This window comes from Pseudomonas sp. ABFPK (assembly GCF_001586765.1).
Taxonomy (GTDB): Bacteria; Pseudomonadota; Gammaproteobacteria; order Pseudomonadales; family Pseudomonadaceae; genus Aquipseudomonas; species Aquipseudomonas asiatica.
Window position 1 is genome coordinate 100,771 of record NZ_LQXW01000010.1, and the last position, 21,076, is coordinate 121,846.

Here is a 21,076-nt window from a genome sequence, read left to right on the forward strand (position 1 = left end):
CGACGGTCGCCTGGAGTACAAATGTACACCCTCGAATTCTGGCAACAACGTGCCTCGGACCTCTACCTCCCGGCCAATGCACTGATCGACGGCAAGCCCGTCAACGCACAGGACGGCGCCACCTTCGCCGCCATCAACCCCGCCACCAACAAGGTATTGGCCCAGGTCACCGCCTGCGGTCAGGCCGAGGTCGACCTGGCCGTCGCCAGCGCCCGCAGGGCTTTCGAACAAGGCCCATGGCCGCGCATGGCCCCGGGTGAGCGCAAGAAAGTGCTGCTGCGCCTGGCCGAGCTGATCTTGGCCCATCGCGAAGAACTGGCGTTGCTGGACTCGCTGAACATGGGCAAGCCGGTCATGGACGCCTACAACATCGACGTGCCGGGCTCGGCGCAGGTGTTCGCCTGGTATGGCGAGGCGCTGGACAAGCTGTACGACCAGGTGGCACCCACCGCGCCCAACGCGTTGGCCACCATCACCCGCGAAGCCCTCGGCGTGGTCGCCGCCGTGGTGCCGTGGAACTTCCCGCTCGACATGGCCGCCTGGAAGCTCGCCCCGGCGCTGGCTGCCGGCAACAGCGTGGTGCTCAAGCCCGCCGAGCAATCACCGTTCTCGGCCCTGCGCCTGGCCCAGCTGGCGCTGCAGGCCGGTGTGCCGGAAGGCGTGCTGAACGTGGTGCCGGGCCTGGGCGAGCAGGCCGGGCAGGCACTGGGCCTGCACCCGGACGTGGACTGCCTGGTGTTCACCGGCTCCACCCAGGTGGGCAAGTACTTCATGCAGTATTCGGCCCAGTCCAACCTCAAACAGGTATGGCTGGAGTGCGGCGGCAAGAGCCCCAACCTGGTGTTCGAAAACTGCCAGGACCTGGACCTGGCTGCGGAAAAGGCGGCATTTGGCATCTTCTTCAACCAGGGCGAAGTGTGCTCGGCCAACTCGCGGCTGTACGTGCAGCGCTCCATCCATGACGAGTTCATCGAGCGCCTGCAGGCCAAGGCCCGCCAGTGGCTGCCAGGCAACCCGCTGGACCCGGCGAGCCGTGCCGGTGCAATTGTCGACGCCGGTCAGGCTGGCCGGATCGAAGCCGCCATCGCCCGCGCCGGGCAGGATGGCGCGCGGTTGGTGTGTGGTGGCCGGCGCCTGACCATCGACGGCTCGGACAATTACATCGAGCCAACCATTTTTGCCGGTGTCGATGGCCGTATGAGCCTGGCGCGGGAAGAGGTATTCGGGCCGGTGCTGGCGGTCAGTGCCTTCGACAGTGAAGAGCAGGCCGTGCGCCTGGCCAACGACAGCATCTATGGGCTGGCGGCGTCGGTGTGGAGCGATGACTTCAACCAGGTGCACCGCGTGGCACGGGCGTTGAAGGCCGGCACCGTGTCGGTGAACACGGTCGATGCGCTGGATGTGACGGTGCCGTTCGGCGGCGGCAGGCAGTCCGGGTTTGGCCGCGACCTGTCGCTGCACTCGTTCGACAAGTATTCGCAGCTCAAGACCACCTGGTACCAGTTGCGCGCCTGATACCCCGAAAGCATACCCAGGACCTGTAGGAGCGGCCTTGTGTCGCGATAGGGCTGCAAAGCAGCCCCAGGGTTTCAGCACAGATGCACAAATTGCCGGGGCTGCTTTGCAGCCCTATCGCGACACAAGGCCGCTCCTACAAGGGCCGGTACTGGCTAGAAGAGCCATGCAAGACTAAATTTCTTCTCTAGCCCGGCAAAAAGCCCGTCCGCCCTCTACACTGCTGCGGGTATCAGCCAAGGCAATGTGCCATACATGGAGTACCTGGGATGGGCTGCGTGTCGAATGGTCGTGCTGCTGGCAACGCCGGACGTGGCATTTCACTGCAGTGGCTGGTGGCACTCGCCATCGTGCTGGGCATGTTGCTGCTCGGCGCCGCTCTGGCCTGGCAGGGCTATCACGGCATTCGTCAGACCTTGGTTGCCGCAGCGGGTGATTCTGCCCAGCAAATAGGCAAGACCATCGACGAGCGCGCCCGGCGCCTGATCGACCCCGTGCACAGCAGTATCCGCCTGCTGGCCCACAACCCGGCCGCGCAAACCCCGGCTCAGCGCCTGGAACGCTTGCCGCAACTGGTCGAGACGCTGGACGCCAACCGCATGCTAAGTGCTGCCTACATGGGTTACCCCAGTGGTGAGTTCCTGCTGGTGCGCCGCTTGCGTGACCCGCAGTTGCTGCAGCGTTTCGCTGCGCCGCCGGGCACGGCATTTCTGGTGCAGAGCGTCAGCCGTGAGGGCGGGGCGGTGCAGGGTGAATGGCGCTTCTACGACCGCTCGCTGAACCTGCTACAGGCCCAGGCCAAGCCTGAATACCGCTACGATCCGCGCACGCGCCCATGGTTTGTCGAAGCCAGTGCCCAGCCCACCACCGTGCTGACCCACCCCTATGTGTTCTTCACCACCCGCGAGATCGGCCTGACCATGGCCCAGCGCAGCCTCGACGGCGGGGCGGTGATCGGCATGGACGTTTCGGTCGACGACCTGGCCAGTGAGACTCAGGGCCTGCGCATGACCCCCGGCACCGAGATCGTCGTGATCGACGACCAGGGCAGCGTGGTGGCCTACCCGGACCTGCAGCGGGTAATCGTGCACGAAGGGCAGGCCGTGCGCTTGTCGCGCATCGCCGAACTGGGCATTCCCAGCCTGGAGCACCTTTACGCCGACCTGCCGCAAGGCACCCGGCCGCAGCCTTATCAGGTGGACGGGCAGACCTGGTATGGCATGCGTGTGCAACTGACCAACCTGGCCGGGCAGGACCTGCAGGTGCTGATTGCCGTGCCAGGCCATGAGTTGCTGGCCGATGCACGCAAGGTACTGCTCGAACAGTTGCTCTGGACCGCTGCCCTGATAAGCGTGCTGCTGGTGCTGGGTGGTGTGCTTGGCCGGCGTATCGGCCGCCCGTTGCGGTTGCTGGCTGAACAGGTACAAGGCCTGGCCGGCTTTGATTTCAGCCGCGAAGTCGGGGTGCGCTCGCGGGTATCCGAAGTGCGCGAGCTGAGCCGCGTGCTTAGCCGCATGTCCGGCACCATCCGCAGCTTTCAGGCGATTACCCTCACACTCAGCAGCGAGCGCGACCTGGAACGCATGCTCGACGGTGTGTTGACCCATCTGGTGGAAGCCGCCGGGGGCAGTGCCGGCGTGGTTTACCTGTTCGATGCCGAACACGCCTTGCTGCGCCTGGCCGCTGCCTGCCATGGCGAGCAGTACCCTGGCGAGCTGGCCGTGGATGAAACTGCCCAGCAGCACCTGGCCACGGCAGTGAGCCAGGCCCTCGGCCTGCATGAGGGCACCCTGGCCTTGGTGCTGAATGACCGCAGCCAGGCGCTGCTGGGCATATTGATCCTGCAACTGGGCGATGGACATGTACACGAGCAGGCAGGCCAGCCGTTGCGCAGCTTTGTCGCGGAACTGTCCGGGGTGGCGGCGGTGGCCATCGAGACGCGCCAGCTGGCCGAAGCCCAGCAACGCCTGCTGGATGCCATGATCAAGTTGCTGGCCGATGCCATCGATGCCAAGAGCCCCTATACCGGTGGCCATTGCGAGCGGGTGCCACAACTGGCGCAGATGCTGCTGGACCAGGCGGTGGCGGCCGAAACCGGCCCGTATGCCAGTTTCAACATGACCGCGGCTGAACGCTACGAATTCCACGTCGCGGCCTGGCTGCACGACTGTGGCAAGGTCACCAGCCCCGAGTATGTGGTGGACAAGGCGACCAAGCTGGAAACCTTGTACAACCGTATCCACGAGGTGCGCATGCGTTTCGAGGTGCTCTGGCGGGATGCCGAGATGGCCTATTGGCAAGGCCTGGCCAGCGGTGGCGACCAGCAGGCGCTGCAAGCCACCCTGGTGCGCAGCCAGGCGCAGCTGCAGGACGACTTCGCCTTCGTCGCCCAGGCCAACATCGGCGGCGAGTTCATGCAGGACGCCGACATCGAGCGCCTGCAGCAGATTGGCCAGCGCCTTTGGCAGCGCCATTTCGACAACCGCCTGGGCATCTCCCGTGATGAGCTGGAGCGCTTTGCCGACGTGCCTCCACCTGCGCTACCGGTTGACGAGCCACTGCTGGCCGACCGCCCCGAGCATTGCGTACCCTGGGGCCCCCGCAAGCCGCCGGTGGCCAAGGACGACCCGCGCAACCGCTGGGGCTTCGACATGCGCCTGCCGGCCTGTGCCAGCAATTACGGCGAGCTGTACAACCTGGCGATCCGCCGCGGCACGCTGAATGACGAGGAACGCTTCAAGATCAACGAACACATCGTGCAGACCATCATCATGCTCAGTTCCTTGCCGTTCCCTCGCCAGCTCAAGCGGGTTCCGGACATCGCTGGCAACCACCACGAGAAAATGGACGGCAGCGGCTACCCGCGCAGGCTGGGCAAGCAGGACCTGGGCATTGCCGAGCGGGTGATGGCCATTGCCGACATCTTCGAGGCGCTGACCGCGGCCGACCGGCCCTACAAGGCGCCGAAGACCTTGTCCGAGTCGGTGAAGATCCTGGTGGGCATGGCCCGCGGCGGGCACATCGACGGCCAGTTGCTGGAGCTGTTCCTCAGCAGTGGGGTGTACCGCCAGTATGCCGAGCGGTTCCTGCGTGCCGAGCAGATCGACGAGGTGGACGTGGCGTACTGGCTGGGGCAGATGCGTTGCCCGGCTTGAGCGAAAAATCAGATTCAGCCCCTTCCTTGTAGGCCAATGGGCCCAGCACTTTGCAGTAAGGCTTTATTGAAGTGTCGCCAGGGCTGGCCTCTTCGCGGGTGAACCCGCTCCTACAGGATCACCACAGTCTTCAAGACTTGCACAGTACCTGTAGGAGCGGGTTTACCCGCGAAAGGGCCGGCTCAGGCACTCGAGATGTTTCAGCACTCCCACAGGGCACAGCCATCAGTGACCCGCTCACCTCATTCATACCCCTGCGCCCCGGCAATATGCCGCCCGGCCACATAGCCAAAGGTCAGCGCCGGGCCCAGGTTGATACCACCCGACGGATACCAGCCGCCAAACACGCTGGCCATGTCGGTACCCGCCGCATACAGGCCAGCAATCGGCTGCCCAGCTTCATCCAGCACTCGGGCATTCCCGTCGGTGCGCAGCCCGGCAAAGGTGCCAAAGCAGCCGGGCTGCACCTTCACCGCATAGTACGGCCCATGTTCGATAGGCGCCACGCAAGGGTTTGGCCCCTTGTGCTGCGGGTCACCCTGCTTGCGGTTGAACGGTGTGGAACCTCGGCCGAACGCCGGGTCCTGGCCGTTGCGGGCATGGTTGTTGAAGTCGCTGACCGTGGCGCGCAACCCTACCGGGTCGATGCCGCAGGCCTGGGCCAACTGCTCGAGGGTGGCAGCCCGCTTGAGATAGCCGCTACGCACGTGCGGCCACACCGGCAGTGGCGCCGGGCGGGCGTGGCCCAGGCCGTAGCGGCGCAGGAAACGGTGGTCGCAGACCAGCCACGAACACACCTCTTCGCCCTGCGGCACCGCCGCGATCATCGCTGACACGTAGTCGTAGTAGCCATGCGCTTCGTTGACGAAACGCTTGCCGTTGGCCAGCACGCCGATGATGCCCGGTTTGCCGCGTTCGATGATGTGCGGGAAATGGCCGACGCTGCCGTCGCGGTGCGGCACGCGCGAAACCGGCGCCCAGGCCACCGGTGACTTCAGGTCGGTAGCGACCACACCGCCGGCCGACTCGCCCAGGCGCAGGCCGTCACCCGAACAACCCTTGGGGGGCAGGGCCAGGTTGTCATGGCCACTGGCATCGCGCGGGAACAGTTGCTGGCGGCGGGCGTTGTCGTTGGGGAAGCCACCCGCCGCAAGCACCACGGCCTTGGCACGGATCAGTTGCTCGCCCTGCGGTGTAGCCACCAGCGCGCCCCGCACCTGGCCATCCTCGACCAGCAGGCGTTTGGCCGGCGCCGATTCCTGCAGGCGCACGCCCAGGTCTTGTGCCGACCTGGCCAGGCGGGCCACCAGCGCCACGCCGTTGACCAGGTGCATCGCCCGGCCATACCGGGCCAGGTGGTACAGGTGGCGGCCAAAGCGTTTGCACACGTGCAGCAAGGCCTTGGGCGAGCGGGTCATGTTGAGGAACGCGGCAAGGTCGGCACCCGCCATTATCGGCATGCCCATGAACGAGGTTTCGCGCATGGTCTTGCGCAGGCGTGGCAGCAGCGCACCCACCTCGCGGGCGTCATAGGGCGCGGCAATCACCTGGTGCCCGCCCTGGGCCGCGCCCGGTGTGTCGCCATGCATGTCGGGGATGTTGTTGCCGTCGGCAAACTGCAGCGCCGTGTGCTTTTCGAAAAACGCCACCATGTGCGGGCAGGCTTCGAGGAAGGCGTCGATGAGTTCGGCGTTGTAATACGCCCCCAGTTCATTGCGCAGGTAGGTACGCGGCTGCTCGATGTCTTCCTCGATGCCGGCCCGGCGTGCCAGCGGGTTGCGCGGCACCCAGGCCCAACCACCGGACCAGGCGGTGGCGCCGCCGAACACTGGCTCCTTCTCCACCACTATCACCTTCTGCCCATGCCAGGCCGCCGTCACGGCCGCAGCCAGCCCGGCGGCACCAGAACCTATGACCAGCACATCGCATTCGGTTTCGTAGGGAGCGGAAAGCATTGCGGGATTCCTGTATTGTTATTGGAACAAGGTTCCACATTCTTAATGGCAGCGAATCGGCCCGCAAGTGTGTCGCGGCCATGTCGGGCAAGTAATGGGCGATAACCGGACGGTTCGTGCCGCCCTGGCTGCGGCGGCTATCGGCAGTGTGGAATCATTTTCTAGAATTCGCAGAAATTTCAGGGACCTGTGTCATGGCTGGTAGTCAGATCGAACGCGCCTTCAGTCTTGTAGAAAGCCTTACCGGTGAGCCGCAAGGGCTGCCGTTGCAAACCCTGGCCGAGCGCCTGGATATCCCCAAGAGCGCCACCCATCGCATGCTCACCGAACTGGTGCGGCTGGGCTATGTGCGGCAGAACCGGGATAACAGCCGCTACCAGCTGTCGGCCAAGCTGGTGGCGCTGGGCTTCCGCTACCTGGCCAGCAGCGGTGCCGACATCATTCAGCCGATTCTCGACCGCCTGGCCCAGGACAGCGGCGAACTGGTGCGCCTTGGCGTGATCGACGGTGCCCGCCAGACCTGGATCGCCAAGTCCCAGGGCGCCCGCTCCGGGCTGCGCTATGACCCGGACATGGGCCGCGACGCGCCACTGTTCTACACCGCGTCCGGGCATGCCTGGCTGGCCAGCCTGGACGATGAGCAGGCGCTGCAGATGGTATTGCGCCAGGGCATTGCCGACCCGGCGCAGTTCGGCCCGAATGCGCCACGCTCCACCGACGAGTTGCTCAGCTACCTGCGCCGCGCTCGCGAGCGCGGTTATGCCTGGGTCGAGGAAACCTCGGCCATTGGCACCTCGGCCCTGGCTGCGGTGGTGCGCCGCCCGCAAAGTGACGAGGTGATCGGTGTGCTGAGCATCGCCGGGCCCAGTGCGCGCCTGGCGCAAAGCCGCCTGGCAGAACTGGCGCCGCTGTTGCTGGCGGCGGCAGAGGAACTGTCGGCGGCCAGCCGGGCCAGTGAGTTGTTCGCCTGAAGGTGCATTTCCGGTCGATTACCGCACACTCTGTCCTGCGGCTTCTTCTTAAAAGCTGAACCTGGTTCTAAATTGTCGAATGTGGATTGTGGAATCGGATTCCGGAATCCGCATGACAACAATGACAAGAGGACAGGCTGTTGAACGCACCCCTTCGTATTGCCTTGATTGGCGCCGGCAGCATGGGCCGCCAGCATTACCAGCATTTGCTGAATGTGCCGCAGGCCCAGCTGTGCGCTGTGGCCGACCCGGGCCCGCAGGCCGAGGCCTTTGCCGCCGAATGCGGCGTGCCCTGTTTTGCCGACCACCGCCAGATGCTGGAGCACGCGCGCCCCGAGGCAGTGATCGTCGCCAATCCGAACAACCTGCATGTCGCCACCGCCCTGGACTGCGTCGAGGCCGGTGTACCGGTGCTGGTCGAAAAACCGGTGGGCGTGCACCTGGATGAAGTCCGCGCGCTGGTGGAAGCCTCGCGCCGCCACGATGTGCCGGTGTTGGTCGGCCATCATCGCCGGCATAACCCGCTGATCGCCAAGGCTCACCAGGTGATTGCCGACGGCAAGCTGGGCCGACTGATCAACGTCACCGCGCTGTGGCAGTTGCAAAAGCCCGACAGCTATTTCGACACCCCCTGGCGCCGCGAGCCGGGCGCTGGCTTCCTGCTGACCAACCTGATCCATGACCTCGACCTGCTGCGCCACCTGTGCGGCGAGGTGGTACAGGTGCAGGCATTCACCCGCAACGATGTGCGCGGTTTTGCCAACGAGGACAGTGCCGCGGTGCTACTGCAGTTCGCCAATGGAGCATTGGGCAGCCTGACTGGCTCCGACGCGGTGGCCGCGCCGTGGAGCTGGGAGCTGGACTCCGGCGAAAGCCCGGTCTACCCGCGCCAGGATGGCCAACCGTGCTACCTGCTGGCCGGCACCCAGGGGGCCCTGAGCATTCCGCAACTCAAGCGCTGGCACTACGCCAAGGTCGGGTCGGGCTGGCACACGCCGTTGTTGCAGAGCGAGGAAAGCATCCCCGCCGGCGAGGCATTGACCTTGCAGTTGCAACACTTCGTGCGGGTTGCCCGGGGTGAGCAGGCGCCACTGATCGATGCCGCCGATGGTGGCCGTACCCTGGCGCTGGTCCAGGCGATCCGCCAGGCCGCGGAAACTGGCCGGGCCTGTGCGCCCGAGCACATTGCTTGAATTGTCGGGTGACGATAATGACTGATCGAATTTTCTCCCTGGCAGCGCTGACGGTACTCGAGCTGTCCCCGCCGGACATGGTCGAGGCAGCAGCCCGCGCCGGTTACAGCCACGTTGGCCTGCGCCTGGTGCCCGCCACCGAGCAGGAGCAGCATTTCCCGCTGGTGGCCGATGCCGGCCTGCGCCGCCAGACCCAGGCGCGCCTGCGCGACACGGGCATCAAGGTGCTCGACCTGGAGATCCTGAGGCTGAAGCCGGAAACCTGTGTCGCCGATTTCGAGCCGATCCTGGCGGTGGGCGCCGAGCTGGGCGGCACGGAGCTGCTGGTGGCTGGCAACGACCCGGATGAAGCGCGGCTGACCGAGCGCTTTGCTGCGTTGTGTGACCTGGCGGCGGGGTATGGCATTTATCCGCATCTGGAGTTCATGCCCTGGACTGATGTGCGTGATCTGCGCCAGGCCATGCGGGTGGTGGCCAACGCCGACCGCGCCAATGGCTGTGTGCTGGTGGATGCCTTCCACTTAAACCGCTCCGGTTCTTCGCTGGACGATCTGGCGCAACTGGCACCGCAGCGCATGCGCTATGCCCAGCTGTGCGACGTTGCCGGCCCGGTGCCGGCCGAGATGGACGAGATCCTGCGCCAGGCACGCAACGAGCGGCGCTTCCCGGGCGAGGGCGATGCCGATCTGGTCGGCCTGCTGCGCGGTTTGCCGCCAAGTGTGCCGTTGAGCCTGGAGATCCCCACGCGGCAGTTGCTGGAACAGGGCATGAGCGGCGAACAGCGTGCGCGCATGGCGCTGGAGAAGGCCATGGCAGTGCTGGCCAGAGTCTGATTGATAGTACGCGGCGCATGGCACGGGCTAACGCCCGTGTTCGCGGGCACGCCCGCTCCCACAGGTAACTGTGGGAGATTGCCCAGCCCTTTGGGCTGCGCTGTCGCGCAGAGAACCAATATCGCTCGTCTGACGCGTCCTTTGCAGGAGCAGCCTTGTGCTGCGAAGAGGCCGGTACAGCCAATAGACAGGCTTTGGCAGCCCCGGCCTCTTCGCAGCACAAGGCTGCTCCTACAGAACCTCGCCGAACCAATGCTGGCTTGCCGGCCATGAGGCCGGGCAGGCAAGAACTGCTGTTTGCTGACTGGCCAAAAAAAAGGGCCCGCAAGGGCCCCGTAGAGGAAAGTGGCCGGCGTGTTCAGGCGCTCTCGATCTTGCGTGGTGCCATGAAGTACATCCACACCAGCGCCAGGAAGTACATCGCCGGGATCATGGTGAACAACACGGCATAGTTGTTATTGGTAGCGGTCAGCACGCTACCGACGATCTGCGTCATGAACATCCCGCCAATCGCCGCGCACATGCTGCCGAAACCGAACACCGTGCTCACCAGGTGCTTGGGCGTGTAGTCCATCACCAGGCTCCAGATATTCGCCGTCCATGCCTGATGCGCGCCCACCGCCAGCGAGATGGCCGCCACCGCGACCCACAGGCCACTGGCGTTGGCGGCAAAGGTGACGCTGACCATGGTGCAGGCGAAGATCAGCATCGACACCAGCCGCGCGGTGGTCGCGCGCACGCCACGGCCGATCAGCCAGGAAGACAGGATGCCGCCGCCGATGCTGCCGAAGTCCGCCGTCAGCCAGATGATGATCAGCGGGATGCCCATCTGGGTCACGTTGATGCCCAGGCTGTATTGCTGGTTGAGGAACGGTGGCAGCCAGTACAGGTAGAACCAGAACACCGGTGCGGTAATCGCGTAGGCCACCGCGAAGGCCCAGGTGCCACGAAGGCGCAGGATACGGCTGAACGGCAAGCGGGTTGGCTCGGGCTCGTCATCCTGCTGGATGTACTCCACCTCGCTCTGGCGCACGCGCGGGTGATCTTCAGGGTTGTAGTACTTCAACACCCACAGCACCACCCACACCAGGCCCAGGCTGCCCATGGCGATGAACGCGGCCTGCCAGCCCCACACGGCCAGAATCATCGGCAGCAGGGCCGGTGTGACCATGGCGCCGACGTTGGTGCCGGCATTGAACAGGCCGGTGGCGATGGCCCGCTCGCCAGCCGGGAACCACAAGCGCACGGTCTTCACGCAGGCCGGGTAGTTGGCGGCCTCGGTCAGGCCGAGGATGAAGCGGCAGACCATGAAGCCAGCGGCCGAGGTGGCCAGGCCGTGAGCGCCGGTGGCCAGGCTCCACAGCAGCACGGCGAAGAAGAAAGCGCGCTTCACCCCGACCTTGTCGATCAGCCGGCCCTGCAGCAGGAAGCCGACCGCGTAGCCGACCTGAAACCAGAAGTTGATGTTGGCGTAGTCCATCGCCGTCCAGCTCATTTCCTTGGCCAGGACGGGCTGCATGATGCCGAGCGCGGCACGGTCGATGTAGTTCAGGGTGGTGGCGAAGAACACCAGGGCGAGCATGCCCCAACGGGTCTTGCCGACGCCGAAGGCGCCGCGAAGCTTGTCGCCGATCGAACCCTGGGGCATCCGGGGGGCGGCGGGGGTGATCTTGGAGTGGTTCATAAACTGCTCGATTCTTGAAATTGTATTCAGCTGCGGTGCTACGAGTACGTGACCGGTTCCCAGGCAGGGGGCACGCAAGGCCGGTGCATGGTGAGCAGTGAAGGCGGCAGCGTCAATTAAAGGGAGGGGCTAGTGTTCGGTTACCGAACGGTTGCGTTGGGCCTGCGGGCGAGGCAAGGGGCAACGTGAATTCAGGTGGTCAAGGTACTCAACGCTCTACCAGCCAGATAACCGAATGTCATCCCCGGCCCCAGTGTGATACCGCCACTCGGGTAATGCCCGCCCATCACGCTGTGCATGTCGTTGCCCACCGCATACAGCCCGGGGATCGGCCGCGCATTGCGGTCCAGTACCCGGGCCGAGGCATCCGTGCCCAGGCCGGCGAAGGTACCCAGGCTGCCCGGCAACAGTTTCACTGCGTGGAACGGCCCGTGCAGCAGTGGCCGCAGCGACGGATTGGGGGCTTGCGACGGCTCGCCCTGCGCCCGGTTGTAGGCCGATACACCGCGCTGGAAAAGCGGGTCTTCACCCCGGGTTGCATGGCGGTTGAAGCCGTCCACCGTGCGCTGCAACTGCTCGATGTCGATCCCGCAGCGCTGCGCCAGTTCCTCCAGCGTGCGACCGCTGTGCAGGTAACCGCAGCGTTGATAGTGACGGGTGGGGAAAGGGAAGGGCTTGGCCCAGCCGATACCATAGCGACGTTGCGCGGTATGGTCGCAGATCAGCCAGGCTTCCGGCGCTTCACCCTTTGGCGTGGCGGCGAACAGTGCGTTCATGAAGTCGTGGTAGCAATCGGCCTCGTTGACGAAGCGCCGGCCATCGCCGCGCACGGCGATGAAGCCGGGCTTGGCGCGATCGATCAAGTGCGGGAAATGGCCGAAACTGCCATCGCTGCGCGGCACCCGCGACACAGGTGCCCAGGCACCTGCATGGGTCGCAGTCGCCTGGACCATGCCACCGGCCTGTTCGCCCAGGCGCAGGCCGTCGCCGCTGTTTTCCCTGGGGGCTGCGGAGTAATGCTGGGTACCGTCCGGCGCATGCGGCATCAGGTGCGCGATGCGCTGGCGATCATGTGCAAAGCCACCGCAGGCCAGCACCACACCGCGGCGGGCGTGGATCATCTGGCCGTCGGCAAACTGTGCGCCGCTGACCCGGCCTTCGACCAGCAGGCGGCTGGCCGGCTTGTCGGTCAGTAGCGTCACGCCCAGGTCCAGGGCGCTGCGCAGCAGCCGTGCCACCAGGGCGTTGCCATTGACCAGTTGCAGGCCGCGGCGGTGCAGCAGCAGGTCGCGGCCATGGCGCAGCAGGCGTTTGCCTACATGCAGCGCGGCCGTGGGCGAGCGCTTGGCGTTGAAGAAGGCGGCCATGTCGGCGCCGCCGGCAATGCCCATGCCGGCCAGGCTGACGATGTCCAGCGGTGGGCGCAGCTTGTGCAGCCAGGGCCCGAGCAGGCGCCCGTCGTATGGCAGGGCGCACAGCGAACGACCACCGCGCGTGCTGCCATCGCCCTCGCGCATGTCGGGCATGCGGCTACCGCACTGGAACTGCACGGCGGTGTGTTGCTGGAAGAACGCCACCATCTGCGGGCCATAATGCAGGAAGGCGCGCTGGCGCGGGTCCAGTTCGCTGACGTGGGTTTGCCCGCGCAGGTAGCGCTCCGGGGCATCGTCGGTCTCGACGATGCCTTCGGCAATGGCCAGCGGGTTGCGCGGTATCCACAGCCAGCCCCCCGACCAGGCACTGGTGCCGCCCAGTTGGCTGGCTTTTTCCGCGACGATCACCTGCTGGCCATGATGGGCGGCAGTAACGGCGGCAGCCAGGCCAGAGGCACCGGAGCCGATGACAAGTACGTCACATTCGAGGGGTTGCATCGTGGGGTTCCGCTCAGGCATTGGAGGAAGGTTTTAGTTTTACTGCAGCGGTGAAAAGCCGGTGGGCCGCAGCATTCGCGACTGCAAGCGCAGCACCGCGCCCAGCTCGCGATTGCGCCTTGAGAACTCTGCCCAACGCGGGTCCGCTGCCATGGCTGCGCGGCGTGCCATGCGTTCGTCGAGGCTGGCATAGCCCCAGATATGCACCACCTGGTTGACCTCGCCGAACTCGCTGGTGAAAAAGCCGACCAGGTTACCGAGATGCTCGCTTTGCACCTCCAGCGCGTGGCTTTGGTACAGGCTCAGCCAGTCGGCCATTTTCAGTGGGTCCAGGGTGTAGGTTCTCAGTTCGTAGTACATGCTGGGGTCTCCATTTGGGTGGTTGGCGCCTGCAGGCGCGCGGCGATGTGGTTGGCAGCGAGCCAGCCGAAGGTGAGGGCGGGGCCCAAGGTGATACCGGGGCCGGGGTAGGTGCCTTTCATCAGTGAGTTCATGTCGTTGCCCACTGCATAAAGCCCGGCAATCGGCTGGCCATCGCGGTTCAGCACGTTGGCCTGGGCGTTGGTCACCAGGCCGCGGGCTGAGCCAAGGTCGCCGGTGTGGATGCGGATGGCGTAGAACGGGCCGCTGGTCAGCGGCGCCAGGCATGGGTTGGGCGTGTGTTGCGGGTCGCCCATGTAGCGGTTGTAGCTGTTGCCGCCTTTGCCGAACGCGCGGTCGATGCCGTTGCGGGCGTCGGCGTTGAACTGCTCCAGGGTCTGCATGAACACCTGTGGGTCGACGCCAATGGCCTCGGCCAGGGCCTGCGCTGTTGCGGCGCGGTACAGGTAGCCGGCGTCGATCAATGTCTGGTTGTCCACCGGCTTTGGCCGCGCCAGGCCCAGGCCGTAGCGGTTCATCGCTTCGGCATCGCAGACCAGCCAGCAGCTGGCGATGCCTTTGGCGAACATGGTCTGCACGAAATGGTGGTAGGAATCGGACTCGTTGACGAAGCGTCGCCCGTCCGGGCCCACCGCGATCACCCCCGGCTTGGCGCGGTCGGTGACCAGGTGCGGGAAGCGCTCACGCTCGCCACTGGCATGGCGCAGTTCCGAAACCGGTGCCCAGAAGAAGTTGGCCACCAGGCCCTCACCCTGGGCAGCGGCCACGGCTTGGCCAAGGCGCAGGGCAGCGCCGTCATTGCTGGGCGGTGACATGGTCAGGTGCGGCGCCTGCCGGGCCGGCCGGTAGCTGTCGGCCAGCGCGCCTGCAGCGAACCCGCCCATGGCGCACACCACACCGCCCCGGGCCAGCACCCGTTCACGGCGCCCTTCGCGTTGCACCACCACGCCGGTGACCACGCCGCGTTCGACGATCAGCTCCAGGGCTTCGCTGCGCAACCACAGCTGCGTGCCATGGGCGAAGGCGCTGCTGGCCAGGCGGGCGATCAAGGCGTTGCCGGTGGTAAGGCGGGTGCCACGCGGATGATGCAGGCGGTCCCGCGCGTAACGCGCCATCAGCTTGAGGCAATGCCACAGCGACCGGGGCGAGCGGCGAATACTGAGAAAATGCTGGATATCCACGCGGTTGACCATCATGCCGCCGAACAGCAACATGCCGGGCGGCGGCATCTGCAGGTCCTTGAAGTGCGGGCCGAGCTGCCTGCCGTCGTACTCGACCATCTCCAGCGCCCGGCCAAACTGGGTGGCACCGGGGGCGTCCGGGTAGTAGTCCGGCGAATGCGGGCGCAGGGCGTAGCGCAGTTCGGTGTTCTGCTCCAGCCAGCGCAGCGCCTGGTGGCCATGCTCGATGAAGGCCTCGACCAGCGCGGGGTCATAGCCGTCGCCGATGACCTGCCTGAGGTAGGTGCGAATGGTCTCGGGGGAATCCACCGCACCAGCGGCGCGGGCTTGATCAGTACCATAAAGCCACACCGCCCCACCGGAAATTGCCGAGGTACCGCCAAAGTGCTCGGCCTTTTCCACCACCAGTACTTTCAGCCCCCGGCGGGCGGCGGTGGCGGCAGCGGTAAGGCCACCGGCGCCGCTGCCCAGCACGACCAGGTCAAAGTTGTGTTGCGTATGTTCATGTGTCGGCATGGCTTCAGATCTCCAGCGGCGTGACGCCCATGAAGGCGCCTAGGTGGCCGAGTTGGGCGAAGGCCATTTCCGGGCCGGTCTGGACCGCGCAGCCAACCTGGCGTGCCCGGTTCAGCAGCGGGGTGATCTCGGGCGAGGTGACCACATCGGCGACCAGGGTTTCGGGTTGCAAGGTGGCGAGCAGGGCGGCAGGCAGTGGCAGCTCCGCGCTACCGCCCATGCCGACAGGGGAGGCGTTGACCAGCAGGTCGAAGCCTTCCAGCCCGTCGACCCGGGTGGCGATTTCGACCGTGGGGAAGGCATTGCCGAGCAGCTCGCACACAGCGCCCATGCGCGCTGTGCTGGGGTCGCTGAGGGTGACGCGGGCGATGCCGGCCTCGCCCAGTGCATAGGCAATGGCACTGCCGACCCCGCCGCAACCGATTACCAACGCACGCTTGCCGGCCGGCTCGAAGCCATGTTTGCGCGCGGCACCGAGGAAGCCGGCGCCGTCCACGTTGTCGCCCAGCAGTCGCCCGTCACGCTCTCGGCGAATCACATTGACCGAGCCCAGCGCGGCTGCGCGCTCGCTCAGGCTATCAAGGCGGCTGGCCAGGGCCTGCTTGTACGGCACGGTGACCACGCAACCGCGCAGGTTCTGCCAGCCACGCAGAGTGCCGGCAAAGGTATTCAGCGCGGTCTCCTGCAGGTCGATGGGCAGCATGGCGAGGTTGCAGTTGTTGTTGGCGAACCAGGTGTTGAAGTTTTCGGGGGACTTCACCTGGGCAATGGGCGAACCGACGATGGCGACCAGTTCAGTCGAACCACGAATCATGCTGACCTCCTTATTGGCGTTGTTATGCAGGCCAAGGGTGAGGCAAGGGGGCGTGGGCAACAATGCGCTGATCGGGTGTTTAATGCGATAATCGCATCATTGATCCGGTTATCGCGGTAATCGGCTGTTTTTGCCCTGCTTGCGAGTCGAATAGATGAACACCCCCGCTATCCACCCCCGTGACCTGATCGCCGGCTTGCAGAAGGGCCTGGCGCTGATGCAGCTGTTCAGCGCCGAGCAGCCGCGCCTTAGCGTGCCGCAGGCGGCCAGGTTGTCCGGCCTTACCCCCAGTGCCGCGCGGCGGTTTCTGTTGACCTTGGTGCACGAAGGGTTTGCCGAAACCGACAGCCGTGAGTACTGGCTTACGCCCAAGGCGCTGCGCCTTGGCCAGGCGTATGTGGACTCGGCGCAACTGCCGCGCATGCTGCGGCCGATCGTCGAGCAGGTGGCGCGGCAGACCCAGGAGCATGTGTCGGTAGGTACCCGTGATGGTGACGAGATCATCCACCTGGTACGCAGCCGCTACAGCCATGTGTCTTCGTTGTCGATCCGGCCGGGTTCGCGGGTGCCGATGTATTGCACTGCCGGTGGGCGTGTCTGGCTGGCCTGGCTGGATGAGGGGGAGCGGGATGCCTACTTTGCGCGTAACTCGCTGCGAGGGTTGACGCCTTATACGCAGACGGACCGGTTGCAGCTGGAGGCGGAGTTGCTGCGGGTGAAGGAGCAGGGGTTCTGTATCGTGGACCAGGAGTATGAGATTGGCATGCGTGTGCTGGGTGTGCCACTGCTGGACCGGGCTGGCCGGCTGAAAGCGACGTTGACCATCACCACCCATGCTTCGCGGTTGAGTGTGGATGAAATCCGCTTGCGGTATCTGCCGACCTTGTACGAGGCGCAGGCGTTGTTGCGGCCGGTGCTGGATTGAGGCGGTATGGTTCGGGAATCGTGCTGCCGTCTTCGCGGGTAAACCCGCTTCCACAGGGATGGCGCCAGGGCAGTTGATTCTGCAGGAGTGCAGAAATCCCTGTGGGAGCGGGCGTGCCCGCGAAGCAGGCGACGCGGTACCTGATCCAACCTCCTGGCTATTCAATCGCCTCGGCCACGCCTTGGTCCTCACCCAGGAACCCGCCGCTCTGGTGCTGCCACAACCGCGCATAAGTACCATTCTTCGCCAGCAGTTCCGCATGGGTGCCTTGCTCGATGATGCGCCCTTCATCCATCACGATCAGCCGGTCCATGGCGGCAATCGTCGACAACCGGTGGGCGATGGCGATGACGGTCTTGCCTTGCATCATTTCATCCAGGCTCTCCTGAATGGCCACTTCCACTTCCGAGTCCAGCGCACTGGTGGCTTCGTCCAGCAGCAGGATCGGCGCGTTCTTAAGCATCACCCGGGCAATAGCGATGCGCTGGCGCTGGCCACCTGACAGCTTGATGCCGCGCTCTCCCACCAACGTGTCGTAACCCGTGTTGCCCTGGCGGTCGCTGAGCTGGCTGATGAAACCATCGGCCTGGGCATTGGCCGCAGCGGCGCGGATCTGCGCTTCGGTGGCATCGGGGCGGCCATAGGCAATGTTGTCGCGAATCGAGCGGTGCAGCAGCGAGGTGTCCTGGGTGACCATGCCGATCGCCGCGCGCAGGCTGTCCTGAGTGACCTTGGCCACGTTCTGCCCGTCGATACGGATTTCCCCTCTGTCCACGTCGTAGAAGCGCAGCAGCAGGTTGATCAAGGTGGATTTGCCGGCGCCGGAGCGGCCGACCAGGCCGACTTTTTCGCCCGGGCGAATGTGCAGGCTCAGGTCGTCGAGCACCTGACGCTCGCCGTTGTAGTTGAAGCCCACCTTGTCGAAACTCACCGCGCCACCCGTGGTTACCAGCTCGGCAGCGCCCGGCGCATCCTTTACCTTGGGGCCGCGGGTGAGGGTGGCCATACCGTCCTGCACGGTGCCGATGTTTTCGAACAGCGAGGTTATCTCCCACATGATCCAGTGCGACATGCCGTTGATACGCAAGGCCATGGCGGTGATCGCCGCCACCGCCCCGGTACCGACCTGGCCCTGGTGCCACAGCCACAGCGCATAGCCACCGGCAGCGATGATCAAGCCCACCACCAGCGCCTGGTTGACGATTTCGAACTGGCTGACCAGACGCATCTGGCGAAAGCCGGTCTGCTTGAAGTCCTCCATGGCCGCGCGCGCGAAGTGCGCTTCGCGGTTGGCGTGCGAGAACAGCTTCACCGTGGTGATGTTGGTGTAGGCGTCGGACACCCGCCCGGTCATCGACGATCGCGCATTGGCCTGCTCCTGGCCGACCTTGCCCAGGCGTGGCACGAAATACAGCATGGCCAGGCCGAACAGTACGACCCAGGCAATGAATGGCAGCATGAGTTTCAGGGCAAAGCCACCGGCCAAGGCAATGATCGCGATGAAGTACACCCCGATCCCGGGCAGGATCTCGATGATGGTGAACAACACATCGCGCACCGCCAGTGCCGTCTGCATCACCTTGGTGGTGACCCGACCGGAAAACTCGTCAGAAAAGAACGACAGGCTCTGGCGTAGCATCAGCCGGTGAAAGTCCCAGCGCAGCCGCAGCGGCAAGTTGATCGCCAGCACCTGGTGCTGAACCATGGTGCGCAGCGCCACCAGCCCGATGCTGACCAGCAGGACGATGCCAATACCCCACAGCACCCGGGTTTCTTCGGGGCCGACGGTACCGCCGGCCTGCCAGGCCGAGAGCAGGTCCACGACCTGGCCGAGAAAGGCGAACAGCCAGGCTTCGTAGATCGATACCCCGGCACTGAGCAGCGCAAGCGCCAGGATGTAGCCGCGTGCGCCCCGGGTGCAGGCCCACATGAAGCGCAACAGGCCAACCGGTGGCGGTGGTACCTCATCAGGTGGGAAGGGATCGAGCCAGCGCTCAAAGATGCGAAGCATGCTTGTCTCCGGAAAATCAATTCTTGCCTGGCCGGTGACCATGACACGCAGCGATATGTCCGCTGTCGCCATGGCAGGCTTGGGCTGCAATGCAGCCCCAGTCAAGCCGGCAACCTTAACTGACAGACACTGACCCAACGGTCGTTGTTAACAAAACTTTGCAAATTATTACATTTCTGTCTGATTTCATTTTGCCTTGGTGCTGTAGGGGTACCCGCGACGAGATCGGGCCTGCAGGGAACGGTCAGCGCCGTGCCGACAACTGCTGCGGTGCCAAAAAAGCATCATGGAAGTAATTGCGTACAGCCTGCATCGCCGGGCTGAACGCCCGTTCCCGGTGCCAGGCCAGCCCAACGCTCATCGGTGTCACCGGGTCGCTGATGGTCACCGTCTCGATACGCTTGCCCTCCAGCGACCAGGGCCGGTGCACCAGGTCCGACAGGATCGCTACACCGCTGCCATTGGCAACCATGCTGCGCACGGCCTCCACCGAACTGGTCCGCACCCGCACTTTCGGCCGCTGCCCGGCCTGTTCCCAATAGCGCATGGCGCTTTGCTCGGCCTCATCCACGGTCAGCAGGATGAACGGCTCGCAGGCCACATCGGCCAGGCTTACCGCCGAGCGCTCGCACAGCGGATGGTTGCCAGGCAGCCACAGGCGGCGTTCGGAGTTGAACAGGGTTTCCGAGACGATGTCCGGGTGGGTGAGGTTGGCGGTGAGTACCACTGCCATGTCGAAACGACCCTCCAGCAACCCTTGCTCGATGGCGCTGCGCTCCTGTTCGTACAGCTCCAGGGTCACATCCGGATGCCAGTGCTCCAACCGCTGCAGGTGATGGGGCAGGAAGTAGCCGATCACCGTGTAGCTTGCCGCCAGGCGCAGCAGGCCACTGGCGCGCACGTCCGGCAGCGGGCTGTTCAACGCATCGTCCACGCTACGCAGGATCACGTAGGCGCGGTTGAGGAAGTGCCGGCCAGCCTCGGTCAGGCTCATGCCCTGCGCCGAGCGCTGGAACAGCAGCACGCCGAGCATCGCCTCCAGCTCCTTGATCGCCGTGGTCACTGCAGACTGGGAAATGTTCAGGTGGATTGCCGCCTGGGAAATCTGGCCGATCTCGGCGGTGGCGACGAAATAGCGGACCTGGCGCAGGGTCAGTGACACGGTAGCTCCCGGGGTATCTGATTTTCAGAAGACACCCTATCTGTTTATAGATCTTCCCAAGGGGGTGCGGAGAATCTAACGTGGCTTGCATGCAGTCACAAGCGCCAGGAGAGACAGTCATGCAGGTGGTGGATTTCAACTCGGACATGGGTGAGGGCTTTGGCCCGTGGACGATTGGCGATGGCGTCGACAACGAGCTGATGGGCTACATCAGCACGGCCAACATCGCCACCGGCTTCCATGCTGGTGACCCCGGCACCATGCGCCGTACCGTCGAGCGGGCCAAGGCCCTGGGCGTCGCAGTGGGGGCGCACCCTGGGTTCCGCGACCTGGTCGGCTTCGGTCGCCGGCACATCAATGCCCCGGCCCAGGAACTGGTCGACGACATGCTCTACCAGCTCGGCGCCCTGCGTGAAATTGCCCGCGCCCAGGGCGTGCGCCTGCAGCACATCAAGCCGCACGGTGCCCTGTACATGCATCTGGCACGTGACGAAGAAGCTGCACGGCTGCTGGTGGAGAACCTGCGAGTGATCGAGCCGGAGCTGCTGCTGTACTGCATGCCGGGTTCGGTGATCTGCCGCATTGCCCAGGAGCTTGGCCAGCCGGTAATTCGTGAGTTCTACGCCGACCGCGAGTACGACCTGAGCGGTTCGATCGTGTTCACCCGCAATGTGCGGGGCTACGAACCTGGAGCGGTCGCTGAACGGGTGTTGCGGGCTTGTCAGCAAGGCGTGGTGCGCACGGTCGAGGGCCAGGACCTGGCCATCGAATTCGATTCCATCTGCCTGCACAGCGACACCCCGGGGGCGCTCGACCTGGTCGAGGCCACGCGCAAGGCGCTGGACGCTGCCGGTATCGTGGTGCGTGCGCCACGCTGAATCCGTGGGGCATCCGGCAGGTATACGCCGG

General features: G+C 65.1%; 15 protein-coding genes. 7 read left to right on the forward strand and 8 right to left on the reverse strand.

Annotation, left to right across the window (positions count from 1 at the left end; all coding sequences use genetic code 11):
• Window positions 1-21: 21 nt before the first annotated feature.
• Both WM94_RS08570 and WM94_RS08575 read left to right on the forward strand, forming a co-directional pair.
• Entirely contained in the window at window positions 22-1,515 is a 1,494-nt protein-coding gene (locus tag WM94_RS08570) for an aldehyde dehydrogenase (RefSeq protein WP_054571866.1), read from the forward strand.
• A 269-nt stretch (window positions 1,516-1,784) separates the two neighbouring features.
• Window positions 1,785-4,670 carry an HD domain-containing phosphohydrolase gene (locus tag WM94_RS08575; RefSeq protein WP_061550963.1) on the forward strand — a complete coding sequence of 962 codons (2,886 nt, stop codon included), beginning with the start codon at window positions 1,785-1,787 and terminating at the stop codon, window positions 4,668-4,670.
• Between the two features lie 242 nt (window positions 4,671-4,912).
• On the opposite strand, the gene WM94_RS08580 is transcribed toward WM94_RS08575, so the two are convergent.
• On the reverse strand, window positions 4,913-6,625 hold the full coding sequence (locus WM94_RS08580; RefSeq protein WP_061550964.1) for an FAD-dependent oxidoreductase: 1,713 nt from the start codon (window positions 6,623-6,625) through the stop codon (window positions 4,913-4,915).
• 194 nt (window positions 6,626-6,819) lie between these two features.
• Here WM94_RS08580 and WM94_RS08585 point away from each other — a divergent pair, with 194 nt between their 5' ends.
• The 3 genes from WM94_RS08585 to WM94_RS08595 all read left to right on the forward strand — a co-directional run bounded on the left by WM94_RS08585 (window position 6,820) and on the right by WM94_RS08595 (window position 9,622).
• Window positions 6,820-7,596 (forward strand): IclR family transcriptional regulator, encoded by a 777-nt coding sequence (locus WM94_RS08585; protein ID WP_023662480.1) that lies wholly within the window; start codon window positions 6,820-6,822, stop codon window positions 7,594-7,596.
• 140 nt (window positions 7,597-7,736) lie between these two features.
• Window positions 7,737-8,789: a Gfo/Idh/MocA family protein gene (locus WM94_RS08590; protein ID WP_082810538.1), complete on the forward strand. Its 1,053-nt coding sequence runs from the start codon at window positions 7,737-7,739 to the stop codon at window positions 8,787-8,789.
• 17 nt (window positions 8,790-8,806) lie between these two features.
• Entirely contained in the window at window positions 8,807-9,622 is an 816-nt protein-coding gene (locus WM94_RS08595) for a sugar phosphate isomerase/epimerase (protein WP_061550965.1), read from the forward strand.
• A 358-nt stretch (window positions 9,623-9,980) separates the two neighbouring features.
• Here WM94_RS08595 and WM94_RS08600 read toward each other — a convergent pair whose 3' ends face one another.
• The 5 genes from WM94_RS08600 to WM94_RS08620 all read right to left on the reverse strand — a co-directional run bounded on the left by WM94_RS08600 (window position 9,981) and on the right by WM94_RS08620 (window position 16,069).
• Window positions 9,981-11,306, reverse strand: a complete 1,326-nt coding sequence (locus WM94_RS08600) for an MFS transporter (protein WP_061550966.1) — start codon at window positions 11,304-11,306, stop codon at window positions 9,981-9,983.
• 191 nt (window positions 11,307-11,497) lie between these two features.
• Window positions 11,498-13,177: an FAD-dependent oxidoreductase gene (locus WM94_RS08605; protein ID WP_061550967.1), complete on the reverse strand. Its 1,680-nt coding sequence runs from the start codon at window positions 13,175-13,177 to the stop codon at window positions 11,498-11,500.
• Between the two features lie 39 nt (window positions 13,178-13,216).
• The gene (locus tag WM94_RS08610; RefSeq protein WP_013972108.1) at window positions 13,217-13,537 is read right to left on the reverse strand and encodes an NIPSNAP family protein; all 321 of its coding nucleotides are present in this window, start codon (window positions 13,535-13,537) and stop codon (window positions 13,217-13,219) included.
• The gene (locus WM94_RS08615) at window positions 13,522-15,255 is read right to left on the reverse strand and encodes an FAD-dependent oxidoreductase (protein ID WP_061550968.1); all 1,734 of its coding nucleotides are present in this window, start codon (window positions 15,253-15,255) and stop codon (window positions 13,522-13,524) included. The genes WM94_RS08610 and WM94_RS08615 overlap by 16 nt, the downstream gene beginning before the upstream one ends.
• Window positions 15,256-15,259: 4 nt before the next feature.
• On the reverse strand, window positions 15,260-16,069 hold the full coding sequence (locus tag WM94_RS08620) for a shikimate dehydrogenase (protein ID WP_061550969.1): 810 nt from the start codon (window positions 16,067-16,069) through the stop codon (window positions 15,260-15,262).
• A 154-nt stretch (window positions 16,070-16,223) separates the two neighbouring features.
• On the opposite strand from WM94_RS08620, the gene WM94_RS08625 reads away from it, so the two are divergent.
• Window positions 16,224-16,994 (forward strand): IclR family transcriptional regulator C-terminal domain-containing protein, encoded by a 771-nt coding sequence (locus tag WM94_RS08625; protein ID WP_061550970.1) that lies wholly within the window; start codon window positions 16,224-16,226, stop codon window positions 16,992-16,994.
• A 157-nt stretch (window positions 16,995-17,151) separates the two neighbouring features.
• Here the strand turns inward: WM94_RS08625 and WM94_RS08630 are convergent, their stop codons facing one another.
• Both WM94_RS08630 and WM94_RS08635 read right to left on the reverse strand, forming a co-directional pair.
• Complete coding sequence (locus tag WM94_RS08630; protein WP_061550971.1) at window positions 17,152-19,005, reverse strand: ABC transporter ATP-binding protein; 1,854 nt, start codon at window positions 19,003-19,005, stop codon at window positions 17,152-17,154.
• Window positions 19,006-19,249: 244 nt separating this feature from the next.
• Complete coding sequence (locus WM94_RS08635) at window positions 19,250-20,167, reverse strand: LysR family transcriptional regulator (protein ID WP_023661550.1); 918 nt, start codon at window positions 20,165-20,167, stop codon at window positions 19,250-19,252.
• Window positions 20,168-20,286: 119 nt separating this feature from the next.
• Here WM94_RS08635 and WM94_RS08640 point away from each other — a divergent pair, with 119 nt between their 5' ends.
• Window positions 20,287-21,045, forward strand: coding sequence for a 5-oxoprolinase subunit PxpA (locus tag WM94_RS08640; RefSeq protein WP_013972122.1), 759 nt, complete (start codon window positions 20,287-20,289; stop codon window positions 21,043-21,045).
• Window positions 21,046-21,076 lie beyond the last annotated feature (31 nt).

Excerpts from the sequence above, each read along its gene's own strand:
- WM94_RS08580 (WP_061550964.1), bottom strand. The coding sequence starts at position 6,625 with ATGCTTTCCGCTCCCTACGAAACCGAATGCGATGTGCTGGTCATAGGT.
- WM94_RS08640 (WP_013972122.1), top strand. The coding sequence starts at position 20,287 with ATGCAGGTGGTGGATTTCAACTCGGACATGGGTGAGGGCTTTGGCCCG.
- WM94_RS08630 (WP_061550971.1), bottom strand. The coding sequence starts at position 19,005 with ATGCTTCGCATCTTTGAGCGCTGGCTCGATCCCTTCCCACCTGATGAG.
- WM94_RS08600 (WP_061550966.1), bottom strand. The coding sequence starts at position 11,306 with ATGAACCACTCCAAGATCACCCCCGCCGCCCCCCGGATGCCCCAGGGT.
- WM94_RS08595 (WP_061550965.1), top strand. The coding sequence starts at position 8,807 with ATGACTGATCGAATTTTCTCCCTGGCAGCGCTGACGGTACTCGAGCTG.
- WM94_RS08605 (WP_061550967.1), bottom strand. The coding sequence starts at position 13,177 with ATGCAACCCCTCGAATGTGACGTACTTGTCATCGGCTCCGGTGCCTCT.
- WM94_RS08625 (WP_061550970.1), top strand. The coding sequence starts at position 16,224 with ATGAACACCCCCGCTATCCACCCCCGTGACCTGATCGCCGGCTTGCAG.
- WM94_RS08575 (WP_061550963.1), top strand. The coding sequence starts at position 1,785 with ATGGGCTGCGTGTCGAATGGTCGTGCTGCTGGCAACGCCGGACGTGGC.
- WM94_RS08585 (WP_023662480.1), top strand. The coding sequence starts at position 6,820 with ATGGCTGGTAGTCAGATCGAACGCGCCTTCAGTCTTGTAGAAAGCCTT.
- WM94_RS08610 (WP_013972108.1), bottom strand. The coding sequence starts at position 13,537 with ATGTACTACGAACTGAGAACCTACACCCTGGACCCACTGAAAATGGCC.
- WM94_RS08570 (WP_054571866.1), top strand. The coding sequence starts at position 22 with ATGTACACCCTCGAATTCTGGCAACAACGTGCCTCGGACCTCTACCTC.
- WM94_RS08615 (WP_061550968.1), bottom strand. The coding sequence starts at position 15,255 with ATGCCGACACATGAACATACGCAACACAACTTTGACCTGGTCGTGCTG.
- WM94_RS08620 (WP_061550969.1), bottom strand. The coding sequence starts at position 16,069 with ATGATTCGTGGTTCGACTGAACTGGTCGCCATCGTCGGTTCGCCCATT.